Consider the following 22,436-nt stretch of genomic DNA (forward strand, 5'->3'; position numbering starts at 1 on the left):
GTGGCAGGATCTATCGGATGGAGCAGGTTCTGCCATCCGAGGCCGCCGGGCTGCTCGCCCGGGCTCGTCGGGTCGTCGTCTTCACCGGTGCCGGGATGTCGGCCGAGAGCGGCGTACCGACCTTCCGGGACGACCTCACCGGGTTGTGGGCCCGCTTCGCTCCGGCGCGACTCGCCACCCCGGAGGCGTTCCACGCCGACCCGGACCTGGTGTGGGGCTGGTACGAGTGGCGGCGCGCCCGGGTACGCCGGGCCGAGCCGAATCCGGGGCACTTCGCCATTGCCGCCCTCCAGGCGCTGGTCCCCGACACGGTGGTGGTGACCCAGAACGTCGACGACCTGCACGAGCGGGCCGGCTCCGCTTCCCCGGTGCACCTGCACGGCAGCCTCTTCGCTCCCCGGTGCATCGCCGCGGCCGCCCACCCGGCCGCCCTGACGGAGCCGGAGGACGGCGGGACCGTCGATCCGGGCGAGGACGCCGGGGCCGTCGATCCGGGCGAGGACGCCGGGGCCGTCGATCCGGGCGAGGACGCCGGGGCCGTCGATCCGGGCGAGGACGCCGGGGCCGTCGATCCGGGCGAGGGCGGCCGGCTGCCGCCGCCGCGCTGCACCCGCTGCGGTGCGCTGGTCCGGCCCGGCGTGGTGTGGTTCGGCGAGGCGCTCCCGGAGGCGGCGTTGAGCGCGGCGATCAGGGCCGCCGCCGGCTGCGACGTACTGCTGGCGGTCGGCACCTCCGGGGTCGTCTATCCGGCCGCCGAGATCCCCGGGATCGCGGCACGCTCCGGTGCCACCGTGATCCAGGTGAACCCGGAACCGACGCCGCTCGACCCGGTCTGCGCGATCAACCTGCGCGGAACCGCGGCCGAGGTGCTCCCCGCCCTCATCGCCGCCGCCCGGCAGTACAGCGGAAGCACCTGATCCGCCGCGCGTGCTGAGCGGTGGTGTCACATGACGTAGGTGAGGCTGACCCAGAAGACCAGCGCCGAGGCGGCGAGCAGCCCGCCGAGGGTGGTACCGGTCATGATCAGCGCTGGGGCGATCCGGACCCGGTCCCGGAGCAACAGGTAGACGCCGATGGCGGCGATGAAGGCGATCACGGCGAGGTAGACCACGAAGAGGAAGCTCACGGTGACGACGGCCGCCGAGCCGGCGGCGGCCACACCGGCCCGGCGGGGACCGAGGTCGCGGCGGAAGACCGGATAGGCGACGGCGGCGGCGAAGAGGGCGACGAATCCCAGCACCGCCGGAAGCGCCACGCTGGCGAGGAGAAGCATCAGCAGGAAGCTCCCGGTGACGCCGACCGCGACGGCCACGGCGGCGTGACGCGGCCCGAGGGCGCGCGGTGGGACCAGGTAGCCGACGGCGCCGGCACAGACGGCGGTGGCGCCGATGAGGAGCGCGAGAGACGAGTCCACGGCCTGCCTTCCGATCCGGTGTCCTCGGACGATGGGAATCGTACGAAAGCCGCGCACCCCCGCAGGTCCCCGCCCGGGCGTCGCCGGCCACCCGGCACCGCACTCCCCGGCCGCGCACCGCTAGGAAACCGGTGCCGACCGGATCGCGAGTACGGCCTGCACGAGTGCGGCGTGGGTGAGGGTCTGCGGATAGTTGCCGAGGTGGGCGCCGGTCACCGGGTCCATCTCCTCGGCGTAGAGACCCAACGGGCTCGCCCGGTCGAGGAGTGCCCGGAACAGCTCGACCGCCTCGGCCCGCCGCCCGGTGCCGGCGAGCGCCTGGACCAGCCAGAAGGAGCAGGGCAGGAAGGCCGCCTCGGAGCCGGGCAGGCCGTCCCGGCCGGGCGGGTAGCGGTAGAGCAGCGGACCGCCCGCGCCCAGGTCGCTCCGGATCGCCTCGATGGTGCGCTCCACCCGGGGCGAACCGGCGTCCTCGATGCCGAGCAGTGGGAGTACCAGCAGCGCGGCGTCGACTTCCCGGGATCCGTAGCCGCGGACGTAGTTGCCCCGCTCGGGGTCGACGCCGTGCACCCGCACGTCGTCGACGATCGCCTGTCGGGCGTCGCGCCAGCGTCGCCGCTGCCGGTCCGGGATCGGATGGGTCTCGGCGATCCGCAGCGCCCGGTCCAGCGCGAGCCAGCCCATCAGCTTGGAGTGCACCTGCTGGGTGGGGTGGCGCAGCTCCCAGATGCCGGCGTCGGGTTCCGGCCAGCGCCGGGCGACCACGTCGGCGAAGCCGCGTACCGCCCGCCAGGTCTCGGCGTCGAGGCGGTGTCCGCCCCGCGCGTATACCCAGCCGGCGTCGACGATCCAGCCGTAGCCGTCGAGCTGGTGCTGGCCGGCGGCACCGTTGCCGACGCGTACCGGGATGCTGCCGGCGTAGCCGGGCCAGCCGTCGAGCTGCCGCTCCGCCGGCACCCGCAGTCCGTCCAGGGTGAACAGTGCCGGCAGGCGCGGTCGCTGCAACCGGCTGGCCCGCAACAGCCAGGCGAGGAAGCCCCGGGCCTGGTCGGGCTTGCCGACGCCGAGGAAGGCGGCGATGCCGATGCTGGCGTCCCGGGGCCAGACGTAGCGGTAGTCCCAGTTCCGTACCCCGCCGGGCTGCTCCGGCAGCGAGGTGGTCGGCGCGGCGACCGGGGCATGCGACGGCGAGTGGGTCAACAGCCGCAGGGTGAGCAGGCTACGCGCCACCGCGTCCCGGAACGGCAGTTCGGGGTCGAGGTCGGCGACCCAGGTCCGCCAGTACGTCTCGTCGGCGCGCAGCAGTTCCCAGGCCGCCTCCGGATCCACCTGGACCAGTGGTTCCCGGTGGGCCACCACCAGTACGAAGGTGACCGGCCGGCCCGGGTGGACGGTGATCGGGGCCGGCCGGCCGGCTTCGACGACCGGCCCGGGAGCGCAGCTCAGCGAGACCGCGAGTCCATTCCACTCGCAGACCGAGACCGGCCCGTGCCGTCGTGTCCGGGGCGGCCGGTGGCCGGCGCCGAGCCGGGGGTCGAACTCGACGACGGCGTCGGCGGGGCCGCCCTCGGCGTGGAGGCGCCGGACCAGCAGGGTCGTCGGCAGCAGTCGACCGGTGACCTCGGCGACCATCCCCTCGGTGAGGGTGAGGCGTCGCTCTCCGATCGCCCAGGTGGTCCGCAGGGTGGTGCTGTCCGGCCGGTACCGCCGCTCGACCAGCTCGGCGGGTCGGGCCGGGCCGATCCGGTAGGTGCCGGCCGCCGGACCGCCGACGAGCCTGCCGAACAGGGGCGCGCCGTCGAAGCGGGGTACGCACATCCAGTCGATCGCGCCGGCGCTGGAGACCAGGGCCGCCGTGCGGGTGTCGCCGAGCAGCCCGTAGTCCGCGATCGGCGGTGCCGGCCCGGCCGCGCCGACCGGGCTCATCGGGCCTGGAGGAGCAGCCCGAGGACGGCCCCGTAGAGGAGGTGCACGGCCACCGTGACCGTCGGGGTCTGCATCCCGTAGTTCAGGGCGAGCAGGCCGGGCGGCTCCAGCACCGCCGTACTGGCCGGGCCGGCCCTGGCCGAGGCCATCCGGGGATGTACGCCGGGCAGCAGCGGCAGCAGTACCGTCAGCGCGATGCCGACGTGCACCATGCCGAGCAGCGCGCCGAGCCACCAGGTGGCCCGTCCGAGCAGGGCGAACGTCGCGGCGTAGCCGAGCGCGAACCCCTGACCGGTCAGCAGGTGGATGAAGAACCCGGCCACCCGGGCCCGGTCGGGGTCCTCGGTGACCAGGGTGCCGAGGATCAGCGGCAGGTCGACCCGGGTGAGCCCGGCGAGTTGCGCGGCGATCATCGCCGCGGTGAGCGCGGCGGTGGCCACCACCCCGAAGAGTGCCCATCCCGCCCAGTCCATCTCAGCCGGCGCGGCCGACCGCCGGGACACGCCGGCCGGGCCCGGTCGCCGGGGCGCGTACCGGATCGACCATCGACCTGCCTCCTGCCTCCTGCGCGGGGATCGCGGCGCAGCGGGGCGCCCGGCGCCTCGACACGCACCCGACCCGAATTCGTCCGGATATCTACCGTATGCGGCAGCGTGCTCCCGGACGGTACGGCTCGCCGGGCGAGCACCGGGGAACGGCAGCTCGGTCCGGCGAGCGAGTTACCGGGAGGCTCCGGCGCGGCGCTTGGTCCAGACGTCGAAGGCCACCGCGGCGAGGAGTACGGCGCCCTTGACCAGCATCACCCGCTCGCTCGGCGCGCCCATCAGCGACATGCCATTGTTGATCACGCCCATGATCAGGCCACCGGTGATCGCCCCGACCACCTTGCCGACGCCACCCTGCACGGCCGCCCCGCCGATGAACGCCGCCGCGATGGCGTCGAGTTCGAAGGCGTTGCCGGCGGTCGGGCCGGCCTGGTTGAGCCGGCCGGCGAAGATGATGCCGGCGAGCGCGGAGAGCACGCCCATGTTGACGAAGATCCAGAAGATCACCGACTTGACCTTGACGCCGCTCAGGGTCGCGGCCTGGAGGTTGCCGCCGACGGCGTAGATCTGCCGGCCGAAGACGGCCCGGCTGGTCAGCAGCGAGTACGCCAGGATCAGCCCGGCGAGCAGGATCAGCACCCAGGGCAGGTTCTTGAACCGGGCCAACTGCACGATCACCGTCATCACCACGACGCCGGCCAGGGCGAGCTTGAGGACGAAGAGCGGCAGCGGCTCGACGGTCTGCTGGTAGCCGAGCCGGGCCATCCGGCCGCGCCACTGCACCAGGACGATGCCGGCCATCGCGGCGATCCCGACCAGCAGGCTGAACAGGTCGGCGCCGCCCAGCGGGCCGAGCCCGACGTTGCCGAGGTAGCCCTCGGTGAAGCCGTTGGCGAGGGTACGCACCGGGTCCGGGAACGGGCCGATGCCCTGGTTGCCGAGGACGGTCAGGGTGAGCGCCCGGAAGAGCAGCATCCCGGCCAGGGTCACGATGAAGGCCGGGATGCCGAAGTAGGCGATCCAGAAGCCCTGCCAGGCACCGATCAGGCCGCCGACGACGAGGGTGATCAGCAGGGCCAGCGGCCACGGTACGTCGTGTTCCACCATCAGCACGGCCGCGACCGCCCCGGTGACCGCCACCACCGAGCCGGCGGAGAGGTCGATGTGCCCGGCGATGATGATCAGGATCATGCCGATCGCCAGGATCAGCACGTACGAGTTCTGCACGACGATGTTGGAGATGTTCTGCGGCTGGAGCAGGGCCCCGTCGGTCAGCACCGAGAAGAGCAGCACGATCAACGCGAAGGCGACGTAGATGCCGCTCTGCCGCAGGTTGATCGACAGCCGTCGGCCGGGACCGCCGGCCGGGGCGGACGGTTCACCGAGACCGGGGCCGCTCACCGCGACATCGGCGTTGGTGGGTGCGGTGGCGCTCATCGAGGTCTACTCCTGTCCGTTCGTCGGTCCGCTCGGACGTCCGGCGGCGTCCGCCGGGTCGGGGTCGTCCGAGGTGGTGCGGGCGTCGCCGTGGTCGGCCTGGCCCTTGGTCATGTACCGCATCAGGTGTTCCTGGGTCGCCTCCGCGCGGGGCACCTCGGCGGTGACCCGGCCGGCGGAGAGGGTGTAGATGCGGTCGCAGAGGCCGAGCAGCTCGGGCAGCTCCGACGAGATGACCAGGATGGCCTTGCCCTCGTCGGCGAGCCGGTTGATGATCGAGTAGATCTCGTACTTGGCGCCGACGTCGATGCCCCGGGTCGGCTCGTCGAGGATCAGCACGTCCGGATTGGTGAAGATCCACTTCGAGAGTACGACCTTCTGCTGGTTGCCGCCGCTGAGCTTGCCGGTCACGCTCAGCACGCTCGGCGCCTTGATGTTCATGCTGGCCCGGAACTCGTCGGCGACCTGGAACTCCCGGTGGTCGTCGACCCAGCCGCGCCGGGCCAGCCGGCTCAGACCGGCGGCCGAGACGTTCCGCTTGATGTCCTCGATCAGGTTGAGGCCGTACCGCTTGCGGTCCTCGGTCGCGTACGCGATGCCGTGCCGGATCGCGTCCCGCACCGACCGTACGGTGATCTCCCGACCGTCCTTGACCAGCCGGCCGGAGATGTCCGTCCCGTACGACCGCCCGAAGACGCTCATCGCCAGCTCGGTACGGCCGGCCCCCATCAGCCCGGCCAGCCCGACGATCTCGCCGCGCCGCAGCGTGAGGTTGGCGTTCGAGACCACCACCCGGCCGTGCTGGTTGGGGCTGTGCACCGTCCAGTCCTCGATCCGCAGCACCTCGCTGCCGATCCGCGGCTCGCGCGGCGGGAACCGGTGGTCGAGGTCCCGGCCCACCATCCCGGAGATGATCCGGTCCTCGGTCACCACGTCGGTGGCGGGGTCCAGGGTCTCGATCGTCCGGCCGTCCCGCAGGATGGTGATCCGGTCGGCGATCGCGGCGATCTCGTTCAGCTTGTGCGAGATGATCACGCAGGTGATGCCCTGGTCGCGCAGGCCGCGCAGCAGGTCGAGCAGGTGCGCCGAGTCCCGGTCGTTGAGCGCGGCGGTGGGCTCGTCGAGGATGAGCAGCCGGACCCGCTTGGAAAGCGCCTTGGCGATCTCGACGAGCTGCTGCTTGCCGACGCCGATGTCGCTGACCTGGGTCACCGGGTTCTCGTGGAGTCCGACCCGGGCCAGCAGCTCGGCGGCCTCGTGGTTGGTCCGGTTCCAGTCGATCAGCCCACGGCTGGCCCGCTCGTTGCCGAGGAAGATGTTCTCGGCGATCGAGAGCTGCGGGCAGAGCGCCAGCTCCTGGTGGATGATGACGATGCCGCGCCGCTCGCTGTCCCGGATGTCGGCGAACTCGCAGGGCTCGCCGTCGAAGGAAATCTCCCCGGAGTACGAGCCGTGCGGGTAGACCCCGGAGAGCACCTTCATCAGGGTGGACTTCCCGGCGCCGTTCTCGCCGCAGATCGCGTGGATCTCACCCCGGCGCACCGAGAGGCTGACCTCGTGCAGCGCGCGTACCCCGGGAAAGGTCTTGGTGATGTCCCGCATCCGCAGAATGTCGTCGGTCATGCCAATGGATCGCCTTTTGGGTCGGTGGGTGGGCCGGGGGCGCCGGTGTCGGGGCCGGCATGGTGCGGCGGGCGCCTCGCGGGGATCGGACCCGGGGCGACCGCCGCGACCGTACTACTGGAGCTGCTCCGGCTTGTAGTAGCCGGTGTCGATCAGCGCCGCCTTGTAGTTGGCCTTGTTGACGATCACCGGGTCGAGCAGGAAGGAGGGCACGACCTTGTTGCCGTTGTCGTAGTCCTTCTCGTTGTTGACCTCGGGCTTGCTCCCCTTGAGCACCGCGTCGGCCATCTTGATCGCCACCTCGGCGAGCTGCCGGGTGTCCTTGTAGATGGTCGAGTACTGCTCACCGGCGATGATGGACTTCACCGAGGCGACCTCGGCGTCCTGCCCGGTCACGATCGGGTACGGCTGCCCGGTGGTGCCGTAGCCGTTGCTCTTCAGCGCCGACAGGATGCCGATCGACAGCCCGTCGTACGGCGAGAGCACGCCGTCGACCTTCACCCCGCTGCTGTACGTCTTGGTCAGCAGGTCCTCCATCCGGCGCTGGGCGGTGCCGGCGTCCCAGCGCAGGATCGCGACGGTCTTGAAGTCCTTCTGCCCGCTCTTGACCACCAGGGTGCCCTTGTCGATGTACGGCTGGAGCACCGACATCGCGCCGTTGAAGAAGAAGGTGGCGTTGTTGTCGTCCGGCGAGCCGGCGAAGAGTTCGATGTTGAACGGGCCCTTGGCGGTGCCGTCGCTGCCGTCCTCGTTCTTCAGCTTCAGCCCGACCAGCAGCGAGGTCGCCTGCTGCACCCCGACCTTGAAGTTGTCGAAGGTGGCGTAGTAGTCGACGTTCGGGCTGTTGCGGATCAGCCGGTCGTACGCGATGACCGGGATCTTGTTGTCCGCCGCGTTCTGCAACTGGGTGGTGATGGCGGTGCCGTCGATCGAGGCGATGATCAGCACCTTGGCGCCCTTGGTGATCTGGTTCTCGATCTGGGCCACCTGGGTGGGGATGTCGTCCTGGGCGTACTGGAGGTCGACCTTGAAGCCGAGCTTCTCCAGGCCCGCCTTGACGTTGTTGCCGTCGTGGATCCACCGCTCGGAGGACTTCGTCGGCATGGTGACCCCGACGAGCGCCCCGGCGTTGTCGCCGGAGCCGGCCTCCTGGTCCACGGTCTTGGTGCTCGATCCGCACGCGGTGAGCGCGACGGCGAGCGTGGCGGCGCTGGCCACCGCCGCGAGCCGGACGAATTTCATCTGGTCCTCCATTTCCTGGTACGGCGTGCGGGTCCCGGTCCGCCGCCGGCCCGGGTCACGGGACGGTCGGCGGGCCGGTGCGGGTGACGGTCTCACGGCCGCCCGGGCGACGTGCCCCCGGGTGCGTGCCCCGCCGGTCGGGTCAGCCCCGGCCGGGCAGACCCTGGGCGAGTCGGTGGTATGCCTGGTTCCAGCGCAGCCGGTCCCGGAAGTCGGCGGTCGTGGTCCGCTCGTCGATCAGCACCAGCTCGGTGTGCAGCATGTCGGCGAAGTCGCGCAGCGTGGCCGAACCCACCGCCTGGGTCAGCACCGTGTGGTGCGGCCCCCCGGCGGTGAGCCACGACTCGGCCGAGGTGCTCAGCGACGGCGCCGGCTTCCACACCGCCCGGGCGACCGGGAGCCGGGGCATCGGCTCGTCCGGCGGCACCACCTCGATCTCGTTGGCGACGAGGCGGAACCGCTCGCCGAGATCGGCCATCCCGATCACCACCCCGGGGCCGGGGGTGGCGTCGAAGACGAGCCGGACCGGATCCTCACGGCCGCCGATGCCGAGCGGATGGATCTCGCAGGACGGGCGGGCGCTCGCGATGCTGGGGCAGACCTCCAGCATGTGCGCGCCGAGGATCTTCGGCTCGCCCGGCCCGAAGTGATAGGTGTAGTCCTCCATGAACGAGGTGCCCCGGGGCGATCCGGCACCCATCGCCTTGACTGCGGCGAGCAGGGTCGAGGTCTTCCAGTCGCCCTCGCCGCCGAAGCCGTAGCCGTCGGCCATCAGCCGCTGTACGGCGAGTCCGGGCAGTTGCCGCAGCCCGCCGAGATCCTGGAAGTTCGTGGTGAACGCCCCGAACCCGCCGTCGACGAGGAACTCCCGCAGGCCCGCCTCGATCCGGGCCGCGTACCGCAGCGACTCGTGCCGGTCGCCGTCCTTGGCCAGCTCCGGGGCGAGCCGGTAGGTGTCGGCGTACTCGCCGACCAGGCGCTCGACCTCCTGGTCGGCGACCCGGTCCACCACCTCGACCAGGTCGTTGACCCCGTAGGTGTTCACCGAGACGCCGAAGCGCAGCTCCGCCTCCACCTTGTCGCCCTCGGTGACGGCGACGTCGCGCATGTTGTCGCCGAACCGGGCCAGCCGGAGGTTGCGCAGGTGCGCGTAGCCGAGCGCGGCGCGGGCCCACTCGTCGATCCGGGTCACCACGGTCGGGTCGGAGGCGTGTCCGGCGACGGTCTTGCGGGCCAGCCCGAGTCGGGTCTGGATGAAGCCGAACTCCCGGTCACCGTGGGCGGCCTGGTTGAGGTTCATGAAGTCCATGTCGATGGACTCCCAGGGCAGCGCCTCGTTGAGCTGGGTGTGCAGGTGCAGCAGGGGCTTGCGCAGCGCGTCCAGGCCGGTGATCCACATCTTGGCCGGCGAGAAGGTGTGCATCCAGGCGATCACGCCGAGGCAGCCGGGGTCGGCGTTCGCCTCCAGCAGGACCGCGCGGATCGCCGACGCCTCGGTGAGGACGGGTTTCCAGACGATGTCCGCGACGATCTGACCCGAGCCGGTGAGCGTACGCAGGATCTGCTGCGACTGGGACGCGACCTGGTCGAGGGTCTCCGGACCGTACAGGTGCTGGCTGCCGGTGAGGAACCAGATCTGCGGATGCGTGGCCGGCGGCATGTCCACCTCTCCTACTTGGGGCATGGCTCCTGCCAGCCCCGACGGTCTGGTCGCGATCACGTCGCGAGCCGAGTGTTACCGCTAACATTGGAGCAGTCAAACCGTACACCGTAACGCTTCAGTAACGGGAGACCGGGGAATCCGCAGGTAGTACGTCGAGGCGTCGAGCGGTCGATCCGGCACGTCGAACGGTCGACGTGAATGGCTTCGACACCCCGCCTCGATGCCTTTCGGCGCTCGGTCCCGGGTCGTTCGGCGCTCAGGCCCGGGGTGTCGCCGGGTCGGGCGGGAACGGCGCCGAGGCGTCGTACTCGTGGTGCGCCACGACCCGGAACCCGTTGCGCAGCAACAGGGCCGCCGTGACACCCTGGCCCGCCACCCGGTTGCGCCGGAACGTCCCGTCACTGATCTGCCGGCAGCCGCAGGAGGGGCTGTAGTCCTGGAGTACCGCCCCTGCCGCCCCGGTGGCCCGGGCGATCCGCAGGGTCCGCCGGGCACCCGCCAGGTACTCCTCGGTGACGTCCTCGCCCCGGTGGGTCAGCACCCGGGCACGGCCGTCCAGGACGTCGAAGCCGTCCCCGCCGACGATCTCCGCACGGTCGCGCGGGGTCGGCAGCCCACCCATCACCTCCGGGCAGACCAGTCGGACCCGGGCGTCGGCGGCGGGCGCGACCTCCTCCTTCGCGGCGCCGCCGTCGTAGGCGCACCGGGTGCCGGCCAGGCAGGCGCTCATCAGGAACGGGGCGCCGCCCTCCGGCACGGGCCCGGACGGTCGGTCGTCGTCAGCACCGGTTGCGGCGTCCATATCCGGTCCTCCGCGGTTCGCTCGACAGCTCGGCACGGAACAGCGCGATCCGGTAGCGATTCTAGGCGGCGCAACCGACATCAGGCCGGACCCGGACGCCCAGGCCGGGCAACCGACGTCACGCCGGGCAAGCAACGTCAGGCGGGGCAGCGACGCCGCGACCGGGCGACCGAGCGGGCGGCGGGAGCGGCCGGCACCGAGGGGACACCGGGGACCAGAGCACGGGTACGAAGTCGAGGGGCGCCCAAACGGGGCAGCTCGACAGTCCCAGCCGGCGAGACTGCCCGCCCGGTCGCGCCCCGAATGAACCTCGGCGGCACCGGGTATCGGCAGGTGGACGGCCCACGAACGCGGAGCCGACCGCCGACGCGAGGAGGCGCGGAGATGACTGCCGCCACCCGACCCATGCTGGCCACGTACCCAGGAGAGATCAACCTCGACCGCGACCTGCTGGCCAGGTCGATCGACGCGCTGCTCGCCTGCGCCCAGGCCTGCACCTCGTGCGCGGACGCCTGCCTGAGCGAGGCGGACGTCGCCCAGCTCGTCAAGTGCATCCGGACCGACCTGGACTGCGCCGACGTTTGCTCCGCCACCGCCCGGGTGCTGTCCCGGCACACCGGCTACGACGCGAACCTCAGCCGCAGCCTGCTCGAGGCGTGCGCGACCGCCTGCCGGTCCTGCGCCGAGGAGTGCGAGCGGCACGCCAAGATGCACGAGCACTGCCGGATCTGCGCCGAGGCGTGCCGGGTGGCCGAACGGGCCTCCCGGGAGCTGCTCGCGGCAATGGGCTGACACCCGATTCGTCCCCGGGACCCGACCGAGCGGACGGTCGTCCGGGCACTGTCCACTTCGTCCCCGTCGCGCCGAACACCCTGAGTCAGTACCCATGTACTATCACCGGACGACTGCGGCGGGCACTACCCGACCACCGGACCCCTTGGAGGGGCCTCGGGCGCACTGGTCTCGCCTCGCTAGGATCCGCACAGGGCGAAGCGGAAGTGGGTTGGGATGCAGCCAGTGGGTCCGTACCAGTTCATCGAGGCGGTCAGCCTCTGCCAGGTCGGCAGCGTCTGGTCCGCCATCGACGGGCAGGGCAACTCGTACACGGTGGCTGTGCTGGACGCCGCCGTCGCGAGTGACCAGCGCTGGCGGGACGCCTTCGTCGGCACCGCGCACGCACTGGCGCAGCCCGGTTCGAGCGGTCCCCGTTACGTGCACGCAGAATTCGCCGCCCCCGCGCCCTGGGTCGCCTACGCCGCCAGCGAGGCCAACGGCGCCGAGCGGCTGTTCGCGGCGCTGGGCATGGAGTGCCGGCCCGCCCAGGAGCAGCTCGGAGACGACGAGTCGCCGACCATGAAGACCGCCGTCGTCGCGCCGAACGCCACCGGCTCGACGGACGGCTCCGGCTCGACCGGCTCCGTGACGGCCGACGACGAGGAACTGGCCAGCCCCACCACCCGGCTCACCCCGGGCGTGCCGCCCCCGACCCCCTGGCAGGCCGGGCCACCACAGTCGACGCCGCCGGTGAACGCCACCCCGACGTCGGCGCCGCCGCACCAGACCTCGGCACCGCCGCACCAGACCTCGGCGCCGCCGCACCAGACGTCGGCACCACCGCACCAGACCTCGGCACCACCGCACCAGATCTCCACTCCGCCGTACCAGAGTTCGGCGCCGCCCTACCAGAACTCCGGGCCGCCCTACCAGGTCTCGGTACCGCCGGACTCCATCTCCGGGCCGCCGCAGCCGCTCCCCGAGATGCCGCAGGCGTACCCGGCCGACCCGTCGCCGAGCCCGTCCGGATACGACCCGCTCTATTCGCCGGTGCGGCACATCGTCCCCTCCGAACCGAAGCCGCGCCGCAACCGGCTCTGGATCGGCATCGCCGCACTCGTCGTGCTGCTCCTGGTCGGCGGTGGGACGATCTTCGCCCTGGCCGCCAACGGCGACGACCCCGAGCCGCGACCGACCGCTGCCCCCGAGTCGGTCAGCCCCACCCCGTCCGCCGTGGCGATCCCCACCGCCCCGCCGGTCGCGCCGGGCAAGGAGCCGCCGAAGGAGGTGAAGTGGCCGGCGGACTGGCCGAAGTTCAATCCGAGTTTCCCCTTCCACACCCTCGAACTCGAAGGTCTCGGCTTCCCGCTCAAGACTCCGCAGGCCTGGCAGTGCACGCCGGCCGGACAGGCCGAGGGGTACGCGAAGTACAACTGCGGGGTACCGCCGGGTTCGGGGCCGGAGATCGGCGGCGAGTTGGTGGTCCGGTCCTGCTCGCCGTGCGACGGCGACTCGCGCTACCGGATGCGCCTGGCCGAGGAGGCCTGGGGGCTGCAATGGAACCGCGCCGGAGGGTCCGCCCTCTACGCCGAGTCGTTCCATCTTGAGGGGACTCCGGAGCGACGCTACGGGCTGGTCCTGATCGGCTACTACCGCACCGGTGCCGATGTCGACCGCCAGATCGTGCTCCGGATGACCTCGCCGGTGGACGGCGCCGGCCAGATCCGTCGGGTCGCGAACTACCTCCGTGATACGTTGATCTTCTGATTGCAGATCGACAATCTTGAATCGCATGTGTGCGCAGCCGAGAACGGATCCGGGCCGGCAGTGAGCAGAGACGTCCATCGCGGCGCAGCGCCGACCTCGTCGCACCGGGACACCGACGCCGGCCGGCGTGCCTGGTCGGGTCGACGGCGAATCCCTCGGGCCAGCGTAGCCGGGCCGGCTCGGCCGGGCAGCGCGGCGATGGCGTCGGCGGCGGCGGTCGCGCTCGTCGCGGTCGCCATGGCCGGCCCACCCGCGAGCGCGGCACCGGGACTCACCCCGAACGAACCGGCAACCGCGGTCGCCGGCCGGAGCACCGTCTATCTGGAGGCGACGTTCACCGGCTACCTGCGGTACGCCGAACCGGACGGCACGAGCCGACAGGAGCGGGTGACCGTACACCGCCGGTGCAGTGGCGTGATCGTCAACCCGGACGGACACGTCGTCACCGCCGGCGGCTGCGTACGGCCCGACGAGCGGGAACTGCTGGCCGACGCCCGGTACGCGCTGGCACAGACCCTCGTCGGGGCGGCGCGACTGCCCGCCGACGGGGTGGAGGGTTTCGTCCGCAGCATCGGCGAGACGGCCACCTTCACGGGTCTGCGTCCCGGCCAGCAACCCGCGTCGACACTCTGGGGGCAGCTCGGCGTCGCCCGGCCGGGAAGCACCGCCACGCCCGCGATCCGGACCACCCTGCTCGGCGTGGAGCAGGGCCTCGCCCTGGTCAAGATGTCCCGGTCGGGCCTGTCGGCGATCGAGGTGCACGCCGGTGCCGACCCGAAACCGGGCAGCCAGGTCGTGGTCCTGGGGTACGGACCCGACGAGCCCGACACCGGCTCCGACGAGTACCGGCAGCGGGCCCGACCGGTCGAGGTCGCCGCCGCCGCACCGGATCGGCTGGCCGGCGACGGCCTGGGGCCGAGCTTCCGGGGCAGTCCGGTGCTGGACCCCGAGGGTCGGCTCCTCGCCATCGCCGACCGCGACCCGTCGGCGACCGATGGCCGGAACCGGCGACTCGTCCCCGCCACGGCCGTCGCCGCACTGCTCGCCGGTACCGGAGTCGCGAACCGGTTGAGCGAGGTCGACCGCGCCTACCGGGACGGGCTGCACGCCTACTTCGCGGGACAGTTCTCGACGGCGATCCGACGGTTCGACGACCTCCTCCGGCTGGCACCCTCGCACAGCTCCGCGCAGACGTACCGGGAGCGGGCACAGCACCGGCTCGACGTCGACGGGGACGCGGTCGAGAATTCCGCGCAGTGGCTCCGCTATCTGCTCTCGGCGGCCGTCGGAGTCCTCCTCGTCGCCGTCGCCGGCCGCGTCCAACGGTACGCCCGGGGCAGAGCGGGTTAACGACCGCGAGAGTCGCCGGTACCGGACGGAGTGGAACCGGACCGGTACCGGTGAGGCCCGTGCCGCAGTGAGCGCCTGTACTACTATCTGGCGCGGCTCGCCGCACGGCCAGGGCTACCGCCAACGCCACGTGCCGGCGCGACCGATGCCGGGTGCACTCCGGGCGGCTCACCGACGGCTGCGCGGCCGTGCCCGGGGTTCGAGGGGAGGAACGGAGATCGCCGCGTCATCTGCGGAGACATCAGGGGCCCGGACCACACCGCTGGCAGGACGCTCCGTCGCACTGGTACACGAGTGGTTCGGCGCGACGGGCGGCTCGGAGAACGTCTTCCTCTCGCTGCACGGGATAATCCCGCACGCCACCGGTTTCGTCCTCTGGCGGGACCGGGACGCCCGGCGTGGACTCGAGTTCCGGGAGTCCTGGCTGGCCCGTACGCCGCTGCGCCGGGCGAAGGCGCTGGCCCTGCCGGTGATGCCGCTCACCTGGCGTACCCTCACCCGGGAGCGGTTCGACGTCGTCATCTCCTCCAGCCACGCGTTCGCGCACACCGTGAAGCTGCGGCAGGACGAGGACACCCGCTATCTCAGCTACGTGCACTCGCCGGCCCGCTACCTGTGGAGTCCCGACTTCGACGGGCGCGGCTCCGGCGGGCTCCTCGCGCTGCCCCGTACCGCGTTGCGGCGTACCGACCGGCGACTCAGCCGCCACGTGCACAGTTACGCCGCGAACTCGGCCGAGGTGCGCTCGCGCATCCAGCGGTTCTGGGGGCGGGACGCCCGGGTGATCAACCCACCGGTCGACGTGGACTACTACCGGGACGCGCCCGCGTCGCAGCGCCGGCAGAACCGGGACTATCTGCTCGGGGTGGGGCGCTGGATTCCGTACAAGAACTTCGATCTGATGATCGAGATCGCCGACGCCGCCGGCCTGCCGCTGGTCATCGCCGGCTCCGGGCCCGCAGAGGAGTCGCTGCGGCGGGCCGCCGCCCGGGTACGGGTGCCGGTCAGCTTCGCGCACCGCCCGTCCCAGGAACGGCTCCGCGAACTGTACTGGGGTGCCAGGGCACTGCTCTTCCCCGCGCACGAGGACTTCGGCATCATCCCGGTCGAGGCGATGGCCTGCGGCACACCGGTGCTCGGGGTCCGGCGCGGCGGTCTGCTGGAGACCGTCGTCGACGGGGAGACCGGCTTCCTGCTCGACTCCTCGGACCCGCGCCGGTACGCCGACGCGCTGCACCGTCTCGACGAGCTGGACCCGTCCCGGATCACCGCCCGCGCCGCCGCCTTCTCGGCGGACGTCTTCGCGGCCAACGTGACGTCGTGGGTCAGCGATGAAGCGCGCTGACCGGAAAACCGGCTCCGGCGCGACCCTCCGCGCCGCCCGCTGGCGTACCGGTCCCGTCGTCGCGTCGGTGGCCGGGGCCGCGCTGGTCGTGTTCCTCGGCGTCACCACCGTGCTCCCCCGGCCCACCGTGGCCGGGCTGCTCGGCCTGGTCGTGGTGGCGATCTGCCTGGCCGCGCTCTACCACGCCACCGTCGCGGAGTCCTTCGCACCGGTGGCGGTGACCTTCTGGGCGTTCGTCGGGGTGTGGGTCGGCTTCGCGCCGCTGCTACAGATCCGGGACCGCCGGCTCCCCTGGCCCGACCTGCCGCTGTATCAGCACTACGTGACGGCTCAGGTGATCCTCATCCTGGCCGTCACCGCGTACTGGGCCGGTTACGCCCGCCGGCTGCCCGCACCCCGGCAGGTCTCGTCGGGCCGGCTCCGGGTCACCGTCGAGAAGGCGATCGTGCTGACCGGGCTGGCCCTGGTGATGGCGGTGGTCTGCCTGCCCCGCACCGGCGGGCTGGCGGTCCGGTTCACCAGCCGCGACGACCTGCAACGCGCCATCGAGCAGGCGGGGCTGCGCGGCGGCCAGGACCTCGCGCTCCTCGGGCTGTTCAGCACGCTGCCGGCCGCGACCAGCGTGGTCGCGCTGATCCTCTGCCTGCTCTGCTGGCGCAACCGCGGCTACGCCGACGCGCGGGCCCGACTGATCCTGACCCTCGCCACGGCCGTCGCGGTCGCGCTGAACCTCGTCTACAACAACCCGCTGACCGCGAACCGGTTCTCGTCGTTCAGTGTGATGCTCGCCGCCGGCCTGGCACTGGTCAGGCTCCGGCGGCAACGCTGGCGGACGTTGTTCTCGGTCGGGATGCTGCTCGGGCTCGCCGTCCTCTATCCCCTGGCCAACCTCTTCCGCAACGACCGGTCACGCGGCAACCTGCGACTGGGGCTGGACGCCTACTACACCTGGGACTTCGACGGGTTCCAGCAGACCGTCAACGCCGCCTTCTACGTCGACAGCCAGGGCCACACCTGGGGCCACCACCTGATCTCGGCGCTCTTCTTCTGGGTGCCGAGGTCGCTGTGGGAGGGCAAGGCGATCCCCGCCGGGAACGTCGTCGCGGACAGCCGGGGTTACGAGTTCCAGAACCTGGCCCTGCCGTTCTGGGCCGAGGTCTTCGTCGAGTTCAGCCTGGTCGGCGTGGTGGTGCTGTTCTTCTGCTACGGCAAGCTCGCCCGGCGGCTCGACCGGGCGTTGAACAGCTCGCCGGCACACCTGCCGGTCGCGCTCGCCGTCATCTTCGCCGCCTGCCAGATCGGGCTGTTGCGGGGGCCGCTCGGCGCGCAGATCCCGTTCGTCGGTGCCGCGTTCGTGGTGCTGCTGGTCGGCGTACTCGGCTGGCGCGGCCGGATCTGGGGCCTGACCAGGCCGGACGAGACCGCCGCGACAGCCGGGGCGACCGAGCCGGCCACGGAACCGAGCGAGCCGGCGGCGGAGTCGAGCGAGCCGACCGAGCCGGCCGAGGTGCCGAGATGAGCCGGCCCAGGGTCGCCGTCCTCGCCGACTGGTGGTGGCCGAACCTGGTCGGCGGGGCGGAGCGGTCCGCCCGGTCCGCCGCGCTGGAACTCGCCCGGACCGCCGAGGTCGCGGTCTTCGTACCGGCGCCGGCCGACGAGGTGTACCGGGACGGGCCGCTCGTCGTGCACGCCGTGCGGCGGCCGTACGCCCGGCGGGTGCACGCCGACTCGGCGCTCCGGCGGGCGCTGGAACTGCTGACCGCGTGGCTGCTGCCGGCGGTCGCGTCCGGGCAGATCCGCGCGCTGCGGGCGTACCGGCCCGACGTGGTGGTGGCGACGAACATCTCCCGTACCGGTCCGTGGCTGCTGCGCTGGGCCCGGGCGAACGGGGTCCGGCTGGTCCGGTCGTACCACGACCTGAGCGACACCTGCTGGCGGCGCTCCCGCCGTCGGGGCAGCGGGAACTGCGCCGACATCTGCGCCGACTGTCGGGTCAAGACGGCGGTGATGCGCCGGGCGACCCCACCCGGGACGGTCGCCGTCTGCGTCTCCGGCTTCGTCCGGGACGAACTGCAACGGGCCGGACTGACCAGCCCGGAGACCAGCCTGGTGGCCTATCCGCTGCTCGGTGCGGCGACGGTCGCGCCGGAGGGGTACCGCCCCGACCCGACGCGCCGGGTCCTCGGCTATCTCGGCCGGATCGCCCCGGTGAAGGGCGTCGAGGCGGCGATCCGCACCGCCGCCGCGTACCGGCGGAACACCGGCACGGCGGTCACCATGCTGGTCGCCGGTGAGGGGCAGCCGGACTACCTGCGACGGTTGGCGGACCTCGGCACCGCGCAGGGGATCGAGGTGGACTTCGCGGGCCGGCTGGACGTCGAGGCGTTCTGCGCCCGGATCGACGCGGCGCTGATCCCGTCCACCTGGATGGAACCGTTCGGCCGGGTGGTGGTGGAGGTGGGCAGTCACGGCCGGCCGATGCTCGTCTCGCGGGTCGGCGGGCTGCCCGAGGCCGCCGCCGTCTCGGGTGGACGGTTCGCCTTCACCGACTTCGCGGACCCGGAGGCTGCCGCCCGTACCCTCGACGAGCTGCTCGCCGGGAAGGCGGAACCGGCGAACCCGCCCGGCCGGGGCGCGGCGATCGGCCTGGAGCAGGGCGTGGTGACCGCCGTCGCGCGGGCGCTGGAGGGTCGGCCCGGTACCCGGGAGGAGCGACCCGCGTGACGGAGACGGCGACGACGACCGGCGAGCCCGCCCGCTCCGCCGGACGGTCCTGGTCCACGCCGGCCCTCACCATGGGCCAGCTCGGGCTGATGGCCACCAGCCTGGTCTTCAGCCTCTCCCTCGGCTACGCGGGCGGACTGGCGGCGATCGGCGCCGTCGCTCCGGCGATGCTGGTCTTCCAGCTCAGTTGCGGCGTCCTGCAACGTACCCTCGCCGAGGCGACGCTGCTGGCCACCGCGAGTGAGGGCCGGCCGGCCGACCGGGCGACCTGCCGGTGGTCGGTGGCTGCCGCGCTGGCCGGCGGCCTGCTCGGCGCCGTCGTCGCGTTCCTGTCCAGCCTCGCCGTCCCGGACGTGCCGGTGGAGCTGGCCCTCGGCTACGCGGCCGGCATCCCGTTCGTGATCGCGCTCGACATCGGCCGCTCTGCGGCGGTGGCCGCCGGTACGGCCCGGTCGGCGTTCCTGGAGTCGACGCTCTGGCTGGCCGCCCAGGTGGCGGCGGCGCTCTGCTTCGCGGCGTTGCGCTCGCCGCTCGGCATCTGCCTCTCCTGGGCGGTGGTGAACGCCGTCTTCCTGCTCGCCGCCGCCCGGCAGCCGGACCGCCGGCCGGCCCTGCGCGGCCTGCTGCGGTGGATCCGGTCCCGCCGGGCGGTCATCGGAGCCGCCTCGCTGGACGCCTTCGTGCTCGGCGTGACGCCGGTACTGGCGATCCAGGTGACCGCGTTCGTCAGTACGGCTGCCACGCTCGGCGTGATCCGGGTCCTGCAACAGGTACTCGCACCGCTGGCGTTCGTCTCGATAACCGTCCGGCGGGTGCTCATCTACCGCCGGCGCGACGACAGCGGCCGTACGGTCTGGCAGGATCTCCGCGACGGTCTGCTGTCACTGGCCCTGATGGCCGTCGGTGCGGTGCTGCTCGGCCTGGCGGTGCTGCTCGGTCGGCGGATCGTGCCCGCCCTGGCCTTCATCCCGGTCGGCGCCGCACTTGTCGCGGCGGGCGCGGAGAAGGCGGCGCTCGGTTTCTCCTACGGCTGCTCGTTGAGCAGGTTCGTCCGGGGCGAGTTCGACGTCCTGCTCCGGGCCCGCTACGTGATGCTCGGCCTCACCGTGGTCGCGGCGCCGCTGCTGACACTGCGCTGGGATGCGACCGGCTATCTCGTCGGCTCGGCGCTCGGCATGGTCGGCTACTCCCTGGCGCTGCTTGGCCTGCGGGACGGTCGGCGGGCCGCCGCGGCCGGCTCGCGGCCCGGGTTTTCCTGACCGGAGTCCGTCCCCTATGTTTGCTACATGACCGACGTCGTCGCGCTCCTGCTGCGTCGGGCCGGTTTCGGTCCCACCGCCAGCGAGCTGTCCGCGGCGAAGCAGGCCGGTTACCGGGCGACGATGTCCGCCCTGCTCTCCCCCGCCGGCCCGGACGTCGGCGCGACCAGTGCCCCGATTCCCGTCCTCGCCCGGGATCCGTACGCGGGACAGCGCGATCCCACGCCGGAGCAGAAGGTCACCTTCGAGCGTCGCCGGGAGATCGAGACCGAACAGATCACCCGCTGGTGGGTGGACCGGATGACGGTCGCCAGCCACCAGGCGGTGGAGAAACTGATCTTCTTCTGGCACGGCCACTGGGCCACCTCGATCAAGAAGGTCCGCAGCCCGCAGCTGATGATGGTGCAGCACCGCACCTTCCGGCAGTCGACGGACTTCGTGACGATGGCCCGGCAGATGGTGGTCGACGCGGCACTGTCGCTCTATCTGGACGGCAATCGCAACACCCGGCGGGCACCGAACGAAAACCTCGCCCGCGAGCTGTTCGAGCTGTTCATGCTCGGGATCGGCCAGTACACCGAGAAGGACGTCAAGGAGGCGGGCCGGGCGCTGACCGGCTGGCGTTACAGCCTCGCCCAGGAACGCTCCGTCTTCAACCCCGCCGAACACGACGGTGGCAGCAAGACGATCCTCGGCTCGACGCAGGACTTCACCGCCGGCACCCTGATCGACCTGCTGCTGGCGCAGGAGGCCTGCCCACGGTTCATCGCCTCCCGGCTCTGGTTCCGCTACGGGTCGTCGACCCGTCCGCTGCCGGACGCGCTGCGGGACAGGATGGTCGCCGCGTTCCCGATCCCGATGGCGATGCTCAAGGTGATGTTCTCCGACGACGCGTTCCAGGCGACCAACGGCGAGATGGTCAAGCAGCCGATCGAGTGGTTCATCGGCGCCCTGCGGCAGCTCGGGCTCCGGCCGGCGGCGCTGCCGACGGAGACCCACGACGAGCTGCTCAAAATCTTGGAAGACCTGGGCCAGCTACCGTTCGCACCGCCCAACGTCGGCGGCTGGCGGGCCGGTGGCGCCTGGCTGACCTCCGCCGCCGCCCAGGTCCGGCTCCGGCTCGCCGGCAAGATCGCCGAACGGGCCGCGGTCGACCGGCTGACCCCGGAGAACCTGGCGTACCTGCTCTGCGTCGACACCTGGTCCAACCGGACCTACGCGGTGCTGCGCGACGCGGCCGGCGATCCGCGCCGGCTGCTGACCCTCGGCCTCGTGAGCCCGGAATACCTGGTGGCCTGAGATGATGGACATTCAGACGCGGCGGCGGTTCCTCCTCACCTCGGGGGTGGTCGGTGCTGGCGCGCTGGCCGCCGGTGCCGGCACGTTGGGGCTGGTCGAACTCCTCCGCACGGCGGACAGCGCGCGGGCCGCCACCGACGGCAAGCTCGTGGTGGTCACCCTCTACGGCGGCAACGACGGCCTCAACACCGTCGTGCCGTACGCGGACCCCGCCTACCACTCGGCCCGGCCCGAGCTGGCCTACGATCCGGCCGAGGTGTTGCACCTCGACGACCGGCTGGGGCTCAATCCGAAGCTGCGGGGGCTGAAGAAGCTCTGGGACGAGAAGCGGCTCGCCATCGTCCTCGGCGTCGGATATCCCCGGCCCGACCGCAGCCACTTCCGGTCGATGGACATCTGGCAGACCGCCTCGCCGACCAGTCCGGTGCCGACCGGCTGGGTGGGACGGTGGCTGGACGGCACCTCGGCGTCGCCGGAGACGGCGGTGAGCTTCGAACCCGTACTCCCGCCGCTGCTGGCCGGGGAGAGCCGGGCCGGTGCCTGCGTCAGCCCGGCCGGACTCAAGCTGCCGAACGGGATAACGCCGGAGATGATCGCCGCGCTGGGTCGGTCCGAGTCGGGCGAGTCGGCACTGCGTGGCCGGGCCGCGTCCGCCTACGCGGACCTGCTGCACGTGGAGCACCTGATCCGGGAGGCGGAGCAGGCGCCGAGAGACCCGGCCGGCCAGGAACTCGAACTCCTCACCACCGGCACCGGCCGGACGAGTTCCCTCGGTACCCAGCTCGCGCTGGTGGCGCGCTGTGTCGAGGCCGGCGTACCGACCCGGGTCTACTCGGTGAGCCTGGACGGTTTCGACACCCACGCCGACGAGATCGGCGCCCACGAGAGCCTGCTGAAGCGGCTCGACGACGCGCTGTCGGGTTTCGTCGCCCGGATGTCCCGGACCGAGGCGGGCCGGCAGGTGACGGTGGTGGTCTACAGCGAGTTCGGCCGGCGGGTCAGGGCGAACGCCTCGGACGGTACCGACCACGGCACCGCCGGCCCGGTCTTCGTGCTCGGTCACCGGGTGGCCGGCGGATTCCACGGCGAACAGCCGAGCCTGGCCGATCTCGACGACGGCGACCTCAAGTCCGACCTGGACCTGCGTACCGTCGTCGGCACCCTGCTCGAGTCGGTGTTGGACGCCGAACCCGAGCGCTATCTCGACGGCTTCCAGGGCAGGTGGCTGCCGCTGCTCCGGGCCGCCGCCTGACGGACCGGTGCCGA

The 22,436-nt window shown here is 72.2% G+C and carries 18 protein-coding genes; 10 read left to right on the forward strand and 8 right to left on the reverse strand.

The features are described 5' to 3' along the window. Positions 1-17: 17 nt before the first annotated feature. Positions 18-917 carry an NAD-dependent deacylase gene (locus C6361_RS07085; RefSeq protein ID WP_107270789.1) on the forward strand — a complete coding sequence of 300 codons (900 nt, stop codon included), beginning with the start codon at positions 18-20 and terminating at the stop codon, positions 915-917. Between the two features lie 26 nt (positions 918-943). Here the strand turns inward: C6361_RS07085 and C6361_RS07090 are convergent, their stop codons facing one another. From C6361_RS07090 to C6361_RS07125, 8 genes are all read right to left on the reverse strand, one after another. After that, on the reverse strand, positions 944-1,414 hold the full coding sequence (locus C6361_RS07090; protein WP_107267190.1) for a hypothetical protein: 471 nt from the start codon (positions 1,412-1,414) through the stop codon (positions 944-946). 120 nt (positions 1,415-1,534) lie between these two features. After that, positions 1,535-3,340 (reverse strand): glycoside hydrolase family 15 protein, encoded by a 1,806-nt coding sequence (locus tag C6361_RS07095; protein ID WP_107267191.1) that lies wholly within the window; start codon positions 3,338-3,340, stop codon positions 1,535-1,537. Beyond that, positions 3,337-3,813, reverse strand: coding sequence for a hypothetical protein (locus C6361_RS07100; protein ID WP_107263627.1), 477 nt, complete (start codon positions 3,811-3,813; stop codon positions 3,337-3,339). Before C6361_RS07100 ends, C6361_RS07095 begins: the two co-directional genes overlap by 4 nt. Positions 3,814-4,059: 246 nt before the next feature. Beyond that, a complete protein-coding gene (gene mmsB / locus C6361_RS07105; protein ID WP_107267192.1) occupies positions 4,060-5,322 on the reverse strand; it encodes a multiple monosaccharide ABC transporter permease in 1,263 nt (420 codons plus the stop codon). Between the two features lie 6 nt (positions 5,323-5,328). After that, positions 5,329-6,945 carry a multiple monosaccharide ABC transporter ATP-binding protein gene (mmsA, locus tag C6361_RS07110; protein ID WP_107256532.1) on the reverse strand — a complete coding sequence of 539 codons (1,617 nt, stop codon included), beginning with the start codon at positions 6,943-6,945 and terminating at the stop codon, positions 5,329-5,331. 114 nt (positions 6,946-7,059) lie between these two features. Then, complete coding sequence (chvE, locus tag C6361_RS07115; protein ID WP_107263628.1) at positions 7,060-8,187, reverse strand: multiple monosaccharide ABC transporter substrate-binding protein; 1,128 nt, start codon at positions 8,185-8,187, stop codon at positions 7,060-7,062. 142 nt (positions 8,188-8,329) lie between these two features. Beyond that, positions 8,330-9,847 (reverse strand): L-arabinose isomerase, encoded by a 1,518-nt coding sequence (gene araA, locus C6361_RS07120; protein ID WP_107270790.1) that lies wholly within the window; start codon positions 9,845-9,847, stop codon positions 8,330-8,332. Positions 9,848-10,106: 259 nt separating this feature from the next. Next, a complete protein-coding gene (locus tag C6361_RS07125) occupies positions 10,107-10,652 on the reverse strand; it encodes a DUF523 domain-containing protein (protein ID WP_107267193.1) in 546 nt (181 codons plus the stop codon). A 384-nt stretch (positions 10,653-11,036) separates the two neighbouring features. On the opposite strand from C6361_RS07125, the gene C6361_RS07130 reads away from it, so the two are divergent. The 9 genes from C6361_RS07130 (at position 11,037) to C6361_RS07170 (ending at position 22,422) form a co-directional block, all read left to right on the forward strand. Further along, a complete protein-coding gene (locus tag C6361_RS07130) occupies positions 11,037-11,444 on the forward strand; it encodes a four-helix bundle copper-binding protein (protein WP_107267194.1) in 408 nt (135 codons plus the stop codon). 216 nt (positions 11,445-11,660) lie between these two features. After that, the gene (locus C6361_RS07135; protein ID WP_159079222.1) at positions 11,661-13,193 is read left to right on the forward strand and encodes a hypothetical protein; all 1,533 of its coding nucleotides are present in this window, start codon (positions 11,661-11,663) and stop codon (positions 13,191-13,193) included. A 198-nt stretch (positions 13,194-13,391) separates the two neighbouring features. Then, a complete protein-coding gene (locus C6361_RS07140; protein WP_107267196.1) occupies positions 13,392-14,543 on the forward strand; it encodes a trypsin-like peptidase domain-containing protein in 1,152 nt (383 codons plus the stop codon). 145 nt (positions 14,544-14,688) lie between these two features. Next, positions 14,689-15,888: a glycosyltransferase gene (locus tag C6361_RS07145; protein WP_107267197.1), complete on the forward strand. Its 1,200-nt coding sequence runs from the start codon at positions 14,689-14,691 to the stop codon at positions 15,886-15,888. After that, on the forward strand, positions 15,875-17,407 hold the full coding sequence (locus C6361_RS07150) for an oligosaccharide repeat unit polymerase (protein WP_107267198.1): 1,533 nt from the start codon (positions 15,875-15,877) through the stop codon (positions 17,405-17,407). Before C6361_RS07145 ends, C6361_RS07150 begins: the two co-directional genes overlap by 14 nt. Then, the gene (locus C6361_RS07155) at positions 17,404-18,612 is read left to right on the forward strand and encodes a glycosyltransferase (RefSeq protein WP_107267199.1); all 1,209 of its coding nucleotides are present in this window, start codon (positions 17,404-17,406) and stop codon (positions 18,610-18,612) included. The genes C6361_RS07150 and C6361_RS07155 overlap by 4 nt, the downstream gene beginning before the upstream one ends. Beyond that, on the forward strand, positions 18,609-19,871 hold the full coding sequence (locus C6361_RS07160; RefSeq protein ID WP_107267200.1) for a hypothetical protein: 1,263 nt from the start codon (positions 18,609-18,611) through the stop codon (positions 19,869-19,871). The genes C6361_RS07155 and C6361_RS07160 overlap by 4 nt, the downstream gene beginning before the upstream one ends. A 27-nt stretch (positions 19,872-19,898) precedes the next feature. Continuing rightward, entirely contained in the window at positions 19,899-21,170 is a 1,272-nt protein-coding gene (locus C6361_RS07165; RefSeq protein ID WP_107256549.1) for a DUF1800 family protein, read from the forward strand. A gap of 1 nt (position 21,171) precedes the next feature. Continuing rightward, on the forward strand, positions 21,172-22,422 hold the full coding sequence (locus C6361_RS07170; protein WP_369931366.1) for a DUF1501 domain-containing protein: 1,251 nt from the start codon (positions 21,172-21,174) through the stop codon (positions 22,420-22,422). The last annotated feature ends 14 nt before the right edge of the window (positions 22,423-22,436 follow it).

The sequence above is a fragment of the Plantactinospora sp. BC1 genome (assembly GCF_003030345.1).
In the GTDB taxonomy this organism is placed as follows: Bacteria; Actinomycetota; Actinomycetes; order Mycobacteriales; family Micromonosporaceae; genus Plantactinospora.